The 13,734-nt window shown below is 44.0% G+C and carries 14 protein-coding genes; 12 read left to right on the top strand and 2 right to left on the bottom strand.

Going from position 1 to position 13,734, the window contains the following annotated elements; all coding sequences use genetic code 11:
* Window positions 1-200 precede the first annotated feature (200 nt).
* The 4 genes from RT269_RS21875 to RT269_RS21860 are packed head-to-tail and all read left to right on the top strand — an operon-like array spanning window position 201 to window position 4,484.
* Window positions 201-1,058: a MurR/RpiR family transcriptional regulator gene (locus tag RT269_RS21875; protein WP_313185779.1), complete on the top strand. Its 858-nt coding sequence runs from the start codon at window positions 201-203 to the stop codon at window positions 1,056-1,058.
* Window positions 1,051-1,944, top strand: a complete 894-nt coding sequence (murQ, locus tag RT269_RS21870; RefSeq protein ID WP_313185777.1) for an N-acetylmuramic acid 6-phosphate etherase — start codon at window positions 1,051-1,053, stop codon at window positions 1,942-1,944. Before RT269_RS21875 ends, murQ begins: the two co-directional genes overlap by 8 nt.
* A 59-nt stretch (window positions 1,945-2,003) precedes the next feature.
* Window positions 2,004-3,434 (top strand): PTS transporter subunit EIIC, encoded by a 1,431-nt coding sequence (locus RT269_RS21865; RefSeq protein WP_313185775.1) that lies wholly within the window; start codon window positions 2,004-2,006, stop codon window positions 3,432-3,434.
* Complete coding sequence (locus tag RT269_RS21860) at window positions 3,435-4,484, top strand: MupG family TIM beta-alpha barrel fold protein (RefSeq protein ID WP_313185773.1); 1,050 nt, start codon at window positions 3,435-3,437, stop codon at window positions 4,482-4,484.
* A 250-nt stretch (window positions 4,485-4,734) separates the two neighbouring features.
* Here RT269_RS21860 and RT269_RS21855 read toward each other — a convergent pair whose 3' ends face one another.
* Window positions 4,735-6,036 (bottom strand): S8 family peptidase, encoded by a 1,302-nt coding sequence (locus tag RT269_RS21855; RefSeq protein WP_313185772.1) that lies wholly within the window; start codon window positions 6,034-6,036, stop codon window positions 4,735-4,737.
* A 229-nt stretch (window positions 6,037-6,265) separates the two neighbouring features.
* Here RT269_RS21855 and RT269_RS21850 point away from each other — a divergent pair, with 229 nt between their 5' ends.
* The gene (locus RT269_RS21850; RefSeq protein WP_313185771.1) at window positions 6,266-7,303 is read left to right on the top strand and encodes an acyltransferase; all 1,038 of its coding nucleotides are present in this window, start codon (window positions 6,266-6,268) and stop codon (window positions 7,301-7,303) included.
* An 8-nt stretch (window positions 7,304-7,311) separates the two neighbouring features.
* Here RT269_RS21850 and RT269_RS21845 read toward each other — a convergent pair whose 3' ends face one another.
* A complete protein-coding gene (locus RT269_RS21845; protein ID WP_313185769.1) occupies window positions 7,312-8,178 on the bottom strand; it encodes a class I SAM-dependent methyltransferase in 867 nt (288 codons plus the stop codon).
* A gap of 265 nt (window positions 8,179-8,443) precedes the next feature.
* Between RT269_RS21845 and RT269_RS21840 the strand changes: the two genes are divergently transcribed.
* The 7 genes from RT269_RS21840 (at window position 8,444) to rplB (ending at window position 13,666) form a co-directional block, all read left to right on the top strand.
* Entirely contained in the window at window positions 8,444-8,611 is a 168-nt protein-coding gene (locus RT269_RS21840; RefSeq protein WP_313185768.1) for a hypothetical protein, read from the top strand.
* Window positions 8,612-8,877: 266 nt separating this feature from the next.
* On the top strand, window positions 8,878-10,230 hold the full coding sequence (locus RT269_RS21835) for a cell wall-binding protein (protein ID WP_313185766.1): 1,353 nt from the start codon (window positions 8,878-8,880) through the stop codon (window positions 10,228-10,230).
* A gap of 326 nt (window positions 10,231-10,556) precedes the next feature.
* The gene (gene rpsJ, locus RT269_RS21830; RefSeq protein ID WP_313185764.1) at window positions 10,557-10,874 is read left to right on the top strand and encodes a 30S ribosomal protein S10; all 318 of its coding nucleotides are present in this window, start codon (window positions 10,557-10,559) and stop codon (window positions 10,872-10,874) included.
* A gap of 190 nt (window positions 10,875-11,064) precedes the next feature.
* Complete coding sequence (rplC, locus tag RT269_RS21825) at window positions 11,065-11,700, top strand: 50S ribosomal protein L3 (RefSeq protein ID WP_038281358.1); 636 nt, start codon at window positions 11,065-11,067, stop codon at window positions 11,698-11,700.
* A 29-nt stretch (window positions 11,701-11,729) separates the two neighbouring features.
* Window positions 11,730-12,350, top strand: coding sequence for a 50S ribosomal protein L4 (gene rplD, locus RT269_RS21820; protein WP_038281357.1), 621 nt, complete (start codon window positions 11,730-11,732; stop codon window positions 12,348-12,350).
* Window positions 12,350-12,649 carry a 50S ribosomal protein L23 gene (gene rplW, locus RT269_RS21815; protein WP_025231327.1) on the top strand — a complete coding sequence of 100 codons (300 nt, stop codon included), beginning with the start codon at window positions 12,350-12,352 and terminating at the stop codon, window positions 12,647-12,649. The genes rplD and rplW overlap by 1 nt, the downstream gene beginning before the upstream one ends.
* Before the next feature lie 168 nt (window positions 12,650-12,817).
* The gene (gene rplB / locus RT269_RS21810) at window positions 12,818-13,666 is read left to right on the top strand and encodes a 50S ribosomal protein L2 (protein ID WP_313185762.1); all 849 of its coding nucleotides are present in this window, start codon (window positions 12,818-12,820) and stop codon (window positions 13,664-13,666) included.
* Window positions 13,667-13,734: the final 68 nt, after the last annotated feature.

Genomic DNA, 13,734 nt, shown 5'->3' with positions numbered 1-13,734 from the left:
TACGGTGGTGTGGGAGGACGGTAGATAAAATAATTATCTACCTCCTACCCGATTTTTAAATTCCTTTAAAATACCATAGTATGAAAAAAAGTTTCATAAATCATCGAATATCTTGAAAAAATAATACAACAAAGCTAGAATGATATCAGGTAAAAAAATTGTAAAATTTCTTCTGGCTTTAAAGAAAGGAGAAGAAATGCATGAAAGGTCTACTTGTAAGGATTGACAGCTATCTCCAGGATGCCGGAGAAGCGGAAAAAGAGCTGATAAAAAGACTGCACAAAAATCCGGAATCAGTCCTCCGAAAGAGTATTAAAGAGATTGCCAAAGAAACTTATACCTCTCCGGCAACGGTCGTAAGGCTTTGCAAGAAACTGGGCTGTAAAGGATATAAGGATTTTCAGAATACCCTTGCTTATGAAGTGGCTTTATTCCAGGAGAGCAGGGACATTGCGTTTCAGAAGATCACACAGGAAGATTCCATGGAGGACATTATTTATAAGGTCACAAAGAAAAATATCGAATCCCTGGAAACCACCCAAAAGCTGATAGAACCTAAGGTAGTAGTAGAATGTGTGAAGCTGTTGGAAAATAGCAGAACCGTTACCTTATTTGGACTGGGAACCTCTCTTCTGGCGGCAAGAGATCTGTACTTAAAGCTCCTTAGGGCCGATGTGATATGCAATGTCTGTGACGACTGGCATACACAGTTACTGGCTGCCAGAAATTTAAGAAAAGGTGATCTGGCTATCGCCATCAGCTATTCAGGACTTACGGAAGAAATACTTCAGTGCGTAAAGGAAGCAAAAGGAAATGGGGCAAAGGTGATCGCCATAACAAGGGCAGTGGAATCGGAACTGGCTTCTGAAGCTGATTTCGTCCTTCCTGTTGCAGCAACGGAGCTGATACACCGAAGCGGTGCCATGTCTTCCCGTATTTCACAATTAAATGTAATAGACATTTTTTTTACTGCTTATGTCAATAGAAATTATGATGTGTGTATGAGTAAATTCACGAAAAATTATATACAGAAGAAAGGAAGTACAGAGCATGATTGATTTGTCAGTGCTGACAACAGAGTCCCGCAATTCGGATACCATGAACCTGGATGAAATGACACCGCTTCAAATTGCGGCCATCATGAACCAGGAAGATGAAAAGGCCGTAAAAGCCGTGGAGGAAGTTCTCCCCCAGATTGCCACAGCGATCGAATGGGCAGCAGACAGCCTGAAAGCAGGAGGCCGTATCATATATATTGGAGCAGGAACATCCGGTCGTCTTGGAGTGCTGGATGCAGTAGAATGTCCGCCCACCTTCGGCGTTCCCAGGGAACTGGTAGTAGGCCTGATCGCAGGCGGGGATAAGGCTTTTGTAGAGGCAGTAGAAGGAGCCGAGGACAGTGAGACCTTATGTGAGGCGGATTTAAAGGAGATTGGCCTTACCTCAAAGGATATTGTGATCGGACTGGCAGCGTCTGGCCGAACGCCTTATGTGATCTACGGCCTTGATTATGCAAATAAAACAGGCTGCCATACCGTAGCCATTGCATGTAATAAAGGATCTGATGTAGGAAAAAAGGCAAAGTTAGCCATTGAACCGGTGACAGGACCTGAGGTATTGACCGGATCAACCAGATTAAAAGCAGGAACTGCACAAAAGATGATCCTAAATATGATTTCAACAGGAAGCATGGTTGGAATCGGGAAAGCCTATGAAAATCTTATGGTGGATGTAAAGCAGAGCAACGAAAAGCTGGTAGTAAGATCACAGAATATTGTGATGACAGCAACAGGCTGTAACAGGGAAGAGGCTGAAAAGGTGTTAAAACAGGCAGAAGGACATGTTAAAACTGCTATTACAATGATTTTGCTGGACTGTGATCCAGAGGCTGCAAGGCAAAAGCTATCACAAGCCGGAGGGAAGATCCGCGAGGCTTTGAAATAAAGGAAAGGAGTTTTAAAGTTTTTTAAGTAACTTAACTATATTTTCAAAGGAGGATTATCGTGAATTACAAGCAAATCAGTGAACAATTATTAACGCTGCTTGGGGGAAAAGCGAACATAACTTCCAATGCTGCCTGCATGACAAGGCTTCGTGTCGGCTTAAGGGATACATCAAAGGTTGATATTGAAGGCGTGAAAAAGGTAGAGGGAGTTCTTGGAGTTGTTGAGAGTGACACGCTCCAGATTGTATTCGGACCGGGGAAAGTAAATAAGGTATTGGACGAATTTTATAAGCTTACAGGGCTTGCAAAAGGCCAGGCTGAGAATGGACCGGATCAGGATATTAATGAAGTTGCAAAGGAAAACAAAGCGCTTCAAAAGGCAAAATATGATAAACCAGTACAGAGATTTTTAAAGAAGATCTCCAATATTTTCGTAGCGCTGCTTCCAGGCATCATTGCGGCAGGTTTGATCAATGGTATCTGTAATGTTATTAACGTTTCTACCGGCGGATCACTTTTAGGAGTATGGTGGTATCAATGCATCCGGACGATGGGCTGGGCACTGTTTGCTTATCTGCCTATCCTGGTTGGATACAATGCTGCAAAGGAATTTGGCGGTTCAGGAGTACTTGGAGCGATTGCAGGTGCCATGTCAATAGCAAACCCTGGTATGCCTCTCCTTGCAACGGTAAAGGATGCCCAGATTCTTCTTCCTATTACGAATACAGTTTTTAATCCGGCTTCCGGCGGCCTTTTAGCGGCGCTGATCGCAGGCGCATTCTTTGCTTTTCTTGAAAAGAATATCAGAAAGCGTATGCCTGACTTAATTGATACCTTTGTAAGCCCTCTTTTAGTACTTATTGTTGGAGGCATTGTTGCCCTGCTGGTAATTCAGCCTTTGGGCGCAGGCTTAACAAAAGTAATCTTTGCCCTCTTAAGCTTTGTATATGAAAAGATGGGCGTTGTAGGAGGATATATTTTATCAGCAGGCTTTCTTCCTCTGGTAGCAGTAGGCTTACATCAGGCATTGACCCCGATCCATGCCCTGCTAAATGACCCGGATGGTGCAACAAAGGGAATCAATTACCTTCTTCCCATCCTTATGATGGCAGGCGGCGGACAGGTAGGCGCCGGCATTGCACTGTATGTAAAGACAAAGAACGCAAAATTAAAAAGATATATCCGGGATTCCATACCAGTAGGTATTCTTGGAATCGGAGAGCCTATGATGTATGCAGTGACCCTGCCTCTTGGCAAATCCTTTATCACCGCCTGCATCGGTGCCGGATTCGGAGGAGCTGTTGCGGCTCTTATGCACCTTGGTACCGTTTCTCAGGGGGTATCCGGTTTGTTTGGTTTGCTGATTGTCCAGCCCGGACAGCAGTTTGGCTACATAATATCAATGCTCATTGCTTATGCAGGAGGATTCCTGGTAACCTATTTCTTCGGGGTAGATGAGGACAGAATCAATGAGGTATATGGAGAATAAATGAATACAGGAATTTCAATCTATTTTTCAAGCGGAATGGAAAAAAATGAACGCTTAATAAAGAAAGCAATAAAGAGCGGAGTGAAGTATGCGTTTACTTCACTCCACATTCCAGAGGAAACAGGAATCGATTACCGTTCGGATGTACTTAAGCTTTTGAGCATGTGCAGGGAAGGCGGATTGAATCTCATTGTGGATGTGGGTCCGGAAACCCTGGAGAAGTTTGAAACAGACAGCATTGCTGAGCTGAAGGAGCTTGGAATCACCCATGTCCGCCTTGATTATGGTTTTGATGCGAAAGAAACGGTAGAGATTTCCAGGGATTTTTATGTGGTATTTAATGCCTCCACCATTATGGAGGAGGAACTAATGGAATGGAAAAAGTATGGGGCTGATTTTACCAGATTTACTGCATGCCATAACTTTTATCCAAAGCAGTTTACAGCCCTGTCACTGAAACGGACAAAGGAAATGAACCAGAGATTTCAGTATCTTGGCTTTACTACTATGGCTTTTGTGCCTGGGAATCTGGAACTGAGAGGACCCTTGTTTGAAGGGCTTCCTACGGTGGAAGAGCACCGGGGGAGGAAAGACCAGGTGCTTTTGAACATGCTGGAGCTTTTCTATGATGGTTCCTGCGATGTGGTGCTGATCGGCGATGTGGATGTAGAAGAAAGGGACTGGAAGGATATCCAATGCTTAAGCCAGGATTATGTGGAGCTTAAGGCAGACATATGTTCTCCCTATGAATTTGTAAGAGACATCATTCATCATGACAGACCGGATTCCAGCGAATACGTTATTCGTTCCCAGGAATCAAGACAGTATAAGCAGGAAATTAAGAATGGACATGAGAATCAGGCGCAAGTAAGGAAGCAGGGGAGTATCTGTATTTCTAATGAAAATTATTTAAGGTATATGGGAGAACTTGAAATTGCCAGAGTTGATCTGCCTGGAGAGGATAGGGTAAATATCATAGGACAGGTACATGACTCTCATATGAAATATTTGCCCTATATTCAGAAGGGGCTTGGAGTGAAACTGATATAATTCTTCCGTTAAAAAGTCTGTAACCATTGGTGAAACCGGGTTACAGACTTTTTAAGTTTATAATTTTTTGGCTGCGTATGTAAAAAAACTACGTTCTGTTACATTGTGGCATAAGTCCGCAGTGCAGCCAGCGAATCTTGCAGATCCGCTGGCTCACGGGCATTCGCCCTATGAAAAAAGACAGAAGAAGATTTTCTTATGTGCAGGCACAACGAAAATCTTCTTCTGTCTTTTTTCGCACTGCTCATTGCTATCGTGGATCATGCCAGGTCAAAGCTTCATAAGCATCCAGAAGACCTCCGCTCACCATCTTTCCTGTAAGGGTATCAAGCTTCCTGCTGGAATTTAAAAGAATAGTTTTTACATCTGACAAAGATATGTCCTGCCGGTAGGAATAGAGCATGGCGGCTACACCTGTTACCATGGGAGCTGCCATGGAAGTGCCGCTCATAAAACCGTAGGCATTACCTGGAACAGTGCTTAATATGTAGCTGCCGGGGGCGGCTATATCAACGCTCGTTGCGCCATAGTTGGAATCCTTGCTTAAGGTTCCGTCAAACAGGAGGTTCGCCACGGAGATTATGTTGTCATAGGGGAGGGAAGCAGGATAAACAGGGTAGATATCTGTATCATACCCAAGCCCGGAGATTCCGCCGTTACCGCAGGATACCACAAACAGCATGCTGGAATTTTTCATGGTCTGGGCCAGTTCCTCGCTGTAGGCAGTGGTGCCCATGCTTAAGTTGCAGATGGAAGCACCATGTGCTTCGGCATAATGGATAGCCTGGATCACGGCTTCCGGGGATCCCAGCCCGTCTTCGCCTCCCAGGGCCTTTAAAGGCATGATCTTTACGTAGTTATTGTCCGTGATCCCGGCAATGCCGTAGGCTCCCCGGGCGGCGCTGATGGTTCCGGCCGCATGGGTTCCATGGCTGTCCTCACTGCCGGTAAAAACCTGGTTGTTTCCGGAATAAAAATTCCAGCCGTGAATATCATCCACATATCCGTCACCGTCGTTATCGATTCCATCCCCGTCAATCTCGCCGGGATTGGTCCATATGGCATTTTTTAGCTCCAGGTGATTGATATCAATGCCGGTATCGATGATGGCGACAATGACAGAGCGCTTGTTCTCAGCCTGATCGTAAAGCTTCCATGCAGGCTGTACATTAATATCGATTCCGGTGACGGCACCGATCACTGTAGATTCATAGTCCCCGGGACCGGGCTTTATCGTACCGTCTTTTGATTTCCGACCATCGTAAATATTATCAATGGATTTAAATTTGGATTTTAACTCTATAAGGCGGAATTCCCCGTCATTTTTTAGTCCCCACTGGTAAGTGGAAAATTCATCCGCGGGGGATAGGTTTACAAGACCGGGTCCGAGGGCCATAGTCTGCAGTGCTTGTCCACTGTCTGAAGATTGTGCCCAAAGTGCGCTGGTTAAGGTCGTTTCAAAGCCTTTTCCGGAAGCAGGGCTGTTAAAAAATGGCAGGCCTGCAAGTAGGAAGGCTAGGATCAGACAAGCGGCGCGAGTTGTTTTTTTCATGGTTTCTATCTCCTTATATATAAAGCAATCATTGAAAGTGCTCCTATTATATCATATACTCTACGCAGTAGGTTTAAAAAAAATGTGAAAAATGTAAAAATTTTACATCATTTAGCTGAAAAGCCTCTGAAATACTCCGTTTGTCTAATGAGAATTGTTTTGATGAAAATAGTTTGATAAAGCTTATTGTCCTGTGATAAAATATAAAAATGCTGAGAGGAGGGCTTTCATGGAAGAAAAATATTTTCGAAATAAGATCACATGGTTTACATTTCTATATAGTTTTCTGGTCATATGGGTCCACTCTTACAATGCGGTGCTTTTCTTAGGTACCACCAGTCTGGCTTATAGGACAGACTGGATGGAACGGTTTTTAGGAGGCTCGGTGGCGCAGATTGCCGTACCGGGGTTCTTCCTGATTTCCTCCTATCTTTTCTTTCGCGGCTTTACTTTAGACCGCCTCCTGGTAAAGTGGAATTCCAGAATACGGAGTGTCCTGGTCCCCTATATCGTATGGAATTTCCTTTATTATCTTGGATATGTTATCGGCAGCCGGATCCCGGTGCTTTCTGATGTCATTGGAAAGGGGAAGGTGCCTCTTACGTTTCCTATGGCGGCCGAATCGGTCCTCCATTATACGTATAACTATGTATTCTGGTATTTAAACCAGCTGATCCGGTTGATCCTTCTGGCTCCTCTTATTTATATCGTTGTGAAACGGAAGGAAGTGGGCTGTCTGTTTCTTGCAGGAATTCTTTCTGCAATCTATATGGGAGGTGTGCTTCCTTTTTTAAATCTGGATGCTTTGTTTTATTATTCGTTCGGAGCCTTTGCAGCCATTCATGGGAAAAAGATCGTAGAAGGGTCCTGGAATATAAAATATCTTGAGGCAGGCGCTGCGGTTATTATGGCAGGCTTTTTTCTTCATTGGGTTGATTTTCCGGGAGATATAAAAGGAGAGATGGCGGCTTCTGACGTATGTTTCCGGCTACTTATTCCATTAGGATTATGGCTTCTGGTACCGGAGAGACAATTGATAGAGGCTAAGGAATGGATGAAGCAGAATTTTTTTCTGTATGCCACTCACTTTGCCATGGTGAGGCTGATAAACAAAACGGGAGCATTGCTGCTCCCGACTGTTTCAGCAGTGCCATTTGGGCTTTTTCTGCTTATGCCGCTTTTTTGTGTTTTCTTCAGCTATCAGATAAGCCGGTTTTTCAGACGTTTTCTTCCGGGCCTATGGTACTTGTTAAACGGAGGGCGTTGATAAGAGTTCTAAGCGTCTGCCGACCATCTTCCGGATGCACCGCAGGGCAGAAGAAGGCCGGTGTTTGTGACCGGAAGCCCTATTTCTCCCGACTGGACAAAACCACCGTATTTTTGTTTCACCTCGATAGAAATCATGTAGGTTAATACAGAAGGAGCCAATCCTGTGGTATAGGAGTTAATGAGGAAAAACAGTGGTTTATCGGATAAAAGCTGAGCGCAAAGCTGAACAAGAGGATGAATGGCGTCTTCTATTTTCCAGATTTCGCCCTTTGGCCCTCTTCCGTAGGAAGGAGGATCCATAATGATTGCATCGTAATGGTTTCCCCTTCTGATCTCTCTTTCAACGAATTTTACGCAGTCATCCACGATCCAGCGGATGGAGGCGGAATCCAGATTGGAGGAGCGGGCGTTTTCCTTGGCCCAGCCGACCATTCCCTTGGACGCATCTACATGAGTGACAGAAGCCCCGGCTTTTGCGGCTGCCAGGGTAGCACCTCCGGTATAGGCGAATAAGTTAAGCACTTTCACAGGCCGTCCGGCCTGTTTTATTTTTTCACTGAACCAGTCCCAGTTTGCCGCCTGTTCCGGAAAGAGTCCTGTATGTTTAAAGCTGAAGGGCTTTAATTGAAAGGTTAAATCCTTGTAACTGATAGTCCATTGTTCCGGAAGGTCAAAAAATTCCCACTCACCGCCGCCCTTGGCGCTGCGATGATAGTGGCCGTTCATCTTTTTCCAGCCTTTTTCCGTCTTGGGAGTGGACCAGATAACCTGTGGGTCAGGACGTACAAGGAGATAATTTCCCCAGCGTTCAAGCTTTTCTCCTTCTGAACAGTCTATCACTTCATAATCTTTCCAGCCGTCTGCAATCCACATAATTGGTGCCGCCCTTTCCATAAACAGTTAATAGTAGTTTTCTCAAATGATCCGTTCAATGAGCCAAAGGCAAATTTGAACTTCCTTGATTATACTGGATAGATCCGGGAGCGTCAAGTACGGGAGAATTGATGGAAAAGGGCCCATATTCACACCTTGTCTTTTGTCCTATATAATATAGTATAAATTAAAATAATGAGGTGTAAATTTATGTGCTGTTTTAATATAGGTTTTTCTGCCGGTAACTGCGGATGCGGCTGGAATAATGGATGCTGCAACCGATGTAATTGGGGCTGGAACAACGGCTGTAACTGGGGCTGGACGAATGGATGCAATCGGGGTTGCTGCAATTGGGGCTGCTGCAACCGCAATAGATGCTGCGGTAACTGGGGCTGTAACAATCGCTGCAACTGGTTTTAAAAAGAATGGCTGAATCTTTCAACTTAAGGAACTTAATGGGACTGAATTCTGTATTAACAGGATTCAGTCCTGTTCGTTTGCCTGTTTTTCATTGGAATTGATATCATAGTTAATCTCATTTTGCTATATTTATAGCAGTACATATTTAGATAAAAACCCAGAAAAGACAAGGGAAATAATTTCGTAATAGAATTGAAAGATTAAAACAGTTGAATAATTTAAGATTAATTGTTAAAATAAATTATAGCAAAAAAGGAAATCCCTGTAAGGAGTGAAGATATGAAAAGAAAAGGTCTCATCATGCTGGCTGTTACCGCCATGCTGACGGTTGGTGCCGTGTCTGTGGAGTCTTATGCAGCAGAAGGTTGGGCTCAGTCTGGAAGCACCTGGGTTTATTATGATACAAGCGGGAATAAAGTGACGAACACCTGGAAAAAGGGAGCGGACAACCTTTGGCGTTATTTAAACACCTATGGCGAGATGTCCGTTAATACCTGGGTGGAAAATACCTACTATATGGACTCCAACGGAATTCTGGTTACGGATAAATGGATGAAGTTTCAGGATTCTAGCAGTTCCCAGTACAAGTGGTACTATTTCGGCAGCAGCGGAAAGGCCATTATGGATAACTGGTCCAAGATCAATAACAAATGGTATTATTTTGATTCCAATGGTGAGATGCAGACCGGCTGGGTCCTTGATGACATGTATTATTGCGGAACGGACGGAGCCATGCGAACCGGCTGGCAGAAGCTTTTTTCACCGAACGGCAATTACGACGAGGACCGTGTTACTCCAGGGGATAATGATGACGGAAAGTCCTGGTACTATTTTAATGACAGCGGTAAAAAGTATGTTCCAAAGGACATATCCGGAGATTATGCTACCTATAAGATTGACGGTGTCGCTTACTGCTTTGACTCAGATGGAGCGCTTCAGACCGGTTGGAAGAACGTTGGAGTTGATAACGCGGAGTACGACATCCAGAACTATAAATATTATGACGGCAATGGCAAGCTGAGAGTGGGCTGGTATTCCGTGGAACCGCCTCAGGATTTATCTGGCTATGAAGAAAGTGTGGAATGGTTTTATTTTTCAAGTTCAGGAATTCCAAAGACCGGACCGAAGGAAGGAAATGCCAGCACTCAGAATATAACTAAAATTAATGATAAAACCTATCTGTTTAATAACCTGGGCAATCCTGTATATGGGCTGCAGAAGGTGATGATTGGAAGTACATCAGAATATACGGCATTCTATTTCGGAGATAAGAAGACCAGTACCATGCAGAAGGGCAGGGTAAAGGTGATTGAAGGAGATGGCGGCGAAGCTACCTATTATTTCAGTGACAGCGGCCGCGGTTATACCGGAGTTAAGGACGGTTCCCTATATTATATGGGTAAGCTTCAGTGTGCGGATGAAGGAACGAAGTATGAAGCCATTGCCATTCCTACAGGAAGCACCACAACAACCTATGTGGTGAACACTTCCGGCAAGGTATCCAAGAATACGACGGTAAAGAACTCTGATGGTGTAAAATATAAGACTGGAAGCAATGGAAATTTATTAAAGGTGGATGATGAAAATCCAAGCGGAGAGGGCAGAACCCCTACAGAACCGGTCTGGAATTAGAAAAAGAGCGATCAAAGGCGCAAAACCTGGAAAATCAGATTTTGCGCCATTTTTTTGAAAAAAGTGCTTGCATTGTAAAAAAAAATATGTTATTATACTAAGGCTGTGGCATGATAGCTGTGAAGCGTGAGGTTGCTGCTTATATAAGCAGGTTTTCCGTGGAGCGAATGTCAAGTTAGGAAACTGGCGACAAGTCACTGTACAACTTAAAATCCTGTTTATTTAAATAGGAAGTCAGTGTGGAGTCTTTAATGACACACACGGGAACGTGTACAGTCACCGCTTGTCGTACTTCTACTAAGTGCGAAAAGGAGGCGACTTTTTTTATGGCAAGTCAAGTAATGAGAATCACATTAAAAGCGTATGATCATCAGCTGGTAGATCAGTCTGCGGGCAAAATCATCGACACTGTAAAAAAGACAGGATCAAAAGTGAGCGGACCGGTGCCGTTACCAACCAAGAAGGAAGTGGTAACCATCTTAAGGGCGGTTCACAAGTACAAAGATTCCGGAGAGCAGTTTGAGCAGAGAACGCATAAGAGACTCATTGATATCATTACACCAAGCCAGAAAACTGTTGATGCATTATCCAGACTGGAAATGCCGGCAGGTGTGTACATCGATATCAAGATGAAGAATAAATAATCTTCATCAGAACCATTATGGAAATTGTTCCATGCATGTCCTGAAGGGTTTTAATATAGAAGCAACACTTTTTCCTGTAAGGAATCAACATCTCCGCCAGGCGGAGTCATAGTGTTCCATGTATATTGGACTGTTCTAGGATGATTGCGAAAGCAATCCGCTGTAGAATTAACAAACAGGAGGTAAAAACATGAAGAAGGGTATTTTAGCTACCAAAGTCGGAATGACACAGATCTTCAATGAGAACGGAGTCTTAACTCCGGTAACAGTTCTTCAGGCAGGACCTTGTGTAGTAACACAGGTTAAGACTGTTGAGAACGATGGTTACAGTGCAGTACAGGTTGGTTACGTTGATAAGAGAGAAAAGCTTGTCAGCAAGCCAATTAAAGGCCATTTTGATAAGGCTGGTGTATCTTACAAGAGATATGTAAGAGAGTTTAAGCTTGAGAATGCTGACCAGTATTCTGTAAAAGATGAAATCAAAGCTGAGATCTTCGCAGCAGGCGACAAGATCGATGCAACCGCAATCTCCAAAGGTAAAGGTTTCCAGGGTGCTATTAAGAGACACGGACAGTCCAGAGGACCTATGGCTCATGGTTCCAAGTTCCACCGCCATGCAGGTTCCAACGGTGCAGCTTCTGACCCCAGCAAGGTATTCAAGGGCAAAAAGATGCCTGGCCAGATGGGTAACAAGAAGGTAACAATCCAGAACCTCGAAATCGTTAGGGTTGATGCAGAAAACAACCTGATTCTGGTTAAGGGTGCTATACCAGGACCTAAGAAGTCTTTAGTAACAATCAAGGAAACAGTAAAAGCATCTAACTAATGCTTTTATCAGAAAGGAGGATCACACAGATGGCAAACGTATCTGTTTACAATATGGAAGGTAAAGAAGTTGGCACAGTAGAGTTAAACGATGCAGTGTTTGGCGTAGATGTAAATGAGCATCTCGTACACATGGCAGTCGTAAGCCAGCTTGCAAATAAGCGCCAGGGCACACAGAAAGCAAAGACACGTGCAGAAGTATCTGGCGGCGGAAGAAAACCGTGGAAGCAGAAAGGAACCGGTCATGCAAGACAGGGTTCAACAAGATCTCCCCAGTGGACAGGCGGTGGAGTTGTATTTGCTCCTACACCAAGAGATTATACAATCAAACTTAACAAGAAGGAAAGAAGACTTGCTCTTAAGTCCGCTCTGACCAGCAGAGTAAATGAGAATAAGTTCATCGTTGTTGACGAATTAAAGTTTGATGAGATCAAGACAAAGAAATTCCAGACTGTTTTAAATAACTTAAAGGTATCCAAAGCCCTTGTAGTTGTTGGCGACGACAGTGCAAACGCAGTAATGAGTGCAAGAAACATCGCTGCTGTTAAGACTGCTTCCGCTAACACCATCAACGTATACGATATCTTAAAGTACAACACAGTTGTTGCTACCAAGACTGCTGTTGCAGCAATCGAGGAGGTGTACGCATAATGGCAGATATTAAGTATTACGACGTAATCCAGAAGCCTGTAGTAACTGAGAAGAGCATGAACGCTATGGCGTCCAAGAAGTACACATTTATTGTGCACACAGATGCTAATAAGGCTATGATCAAAGAAGCTGTTGAGAAGATGTTCCCAGGTGCAAAGGTTGCCAGCGTGAACACCATGAACTTAGATGGAAAGACCAAAAGAAGAGGAACGACTTTTGGAAAGACTTCTAAGACAAAGAAAGCTATCGTTCAACTGACAGCTGACAGCAAAGACATCGAAATCTTCGAAGGACTGTAAGATCGGGACGCTTGGTGAGAATTTATTCAAGCCCGGCGTAAACGGTTTTCAGTTTCCTATGTGATGAACATTATATCACGATAATTGAGATACGCCAGGCGGCGTTGAAGCACTGGCATACCTTTATGTCCAAAGAGCTTGGACAATTAAGAAGAAAGGAGAAATATAATGGGAATTAAAAAGTATAACCCATATACCCCTTCCAGAAGACATATGACTGGTTCTGATTTCAGCGAAGTCACAAAGTCAACTCCTGAGAAGTCCTTAATCAGCAAAACAATCAATAAGACAGCCGGCCGTAATAACCAGGGTAAGATCACGGTAAGACATCGCGGAGGCGGCGTTAAGAGAAAATATAGAATCATCGATTTTAAGAGAAACAGCAAAGACGGCATTGCAGCAACTGTTATCGGTATCGAGTACGATCCAAACAGAACTGCCAACATCGCACTGATCTGCTACGAAGATGGTACAAAGGCTTATATCCTTGCTCCGGCTGGTTTAACAGATGGTATGAAGGTTATGAGCGGTGAGATGGCAGAAGCTAAAGTCGGCAACTGCTTACCATTAAGCCGGATCCCGGTTGGTTCTCAGGTTCATAACATTGAGCTTTATCCTGGAAAAGGCGGACAGTTAGTTCGTTCCGCAGGAAATGCTGCTCAGTTAATGGCAAAAGAAGGCAAATATGCAACTCTTCGTTTACCTTCCGGCGAGATGAGAATGGTTCCGATCAACTGCAGAGCAACCATTGGTGTTGTAGGCAACGGAGATCACAACCTGATCAATATCGGTAAAGCTGGTAGAAAACGTCACATGGGCTTCAGACCTACTGTACGTGGTTCTGTTATGAACCCTAATGACCATCCTCACGGCGGTGGTGAAGGCAAGACTGGTATCGGACGTCCAGGTCCAAGTACCCCATGGGGCAAACCAGCACTTGGCTTAAAGACCAGAAAGAAAAACAAGCAGTCTAACAGACTGATCGTTAGAAGAAGAGATGGAAAGACCGTTAAATAATTAAAGGAGGTTAGAATCTATGGCTCGCTCACTTAAAAAAGGACCATTTGCAGATGCTCATTTACTGA

Origin of the sequence: Lacrimispora sp. (assembly GCF_032078915.1) — a bacterium.
In the GTDB taxonomy this organism is placed as follows: domain Bacteria; phylum Bacillota; class Clostridia; order Lachnospirales; family Lachnospiraceae; genus Lacrimispora.
Note: the sequence above shows the minus strand (reverse complement) of the source record. Positions and strands in the feature narration are given on the sequence as shown.

Coding starts and splice junctions, on each gene's coding strand:
- RT269_RS21875 (WP_313185779.1), top strand. CDS start 201: ATGAAAGGTCTACTTGTAAGGATTGACAGCTATCTCCAGGATGCCGGA.
- murQ (WP_313185777.1), top strand. CDS start 1,051: ATGATTGATTTGTCAGTGCTGACAACAGAGTCCCGCAATTCGGATACC.
- RT269_RS21860 (WP_313185773.1), top strand. CDS start 3,435: ATGAATACAGGAATTTCAATCTATTTTTCAAGCGGAATGGAAAAAAAT.
- RT269_RS21855 (WP_313185772.1), bottom strand. CDS start 6,036: ATGAAAAAAACAACTCGCGCCGCTTGTCTGATCCTAGCCTTCCTACTT.
- RT269_RS21850 (WP_313185771.1), top strand. CDS start 6,266: ATGGAAGAAAAATATTTTCGAAATAAGATCACATGGTTTACATTTCTA.
- RT269_RS21845 (WP_313185769.1), bottom strand. CDS start 8,178: ATGTGGATTGCAGACGGCTGGAAAGATTATGAAGTGATAGACTGTTCA.
- RT269_RS21840 (WP_313185768.1), top strand. CDS start 8,444: ATGGATGCTGCAACCGATGTAATTGGGGCTGGAACAACGGCTGTAACT.
- RT269_RS21835 (WP_313185766.1), top strand. CDS start 8,878: ATGAAAAGAAAAGGTCTCATCATGCTGGCTGTTACCGCCATGCTGACG.
- rpsJ (WP_313185764.1), top strand. CDS start 10,557: ATGGCAAGTCAAGTAATGAGAATCACATTAAAAGCGTATGATCATCAG.
- rplC (WP_038281358.1), top strand. CDS start 11,065: ATGAAGAAGGGTATTTTAGCTACCAAAGTCGGAATGACACAGATCTTC.
- rplD (WP_038281357.1), top strand. CDS start 11,730: ATGGCAAACGTATCTGTTTACAATATGGAAGGTAAAGAAGTTGGCACA.
- rplW (WP_025231327.1), top strand. CDS start 12,350: ATGGCAGATATTAAGTATTACGACGTAATCCAGAAGCCTGTAGTAACT.
- rplB (WP_313185762.1), top strand. CDS start 12,818: ATGGGAATTAAAAAGTATAACCCATATACCCCTTCCAGAAGACATATG.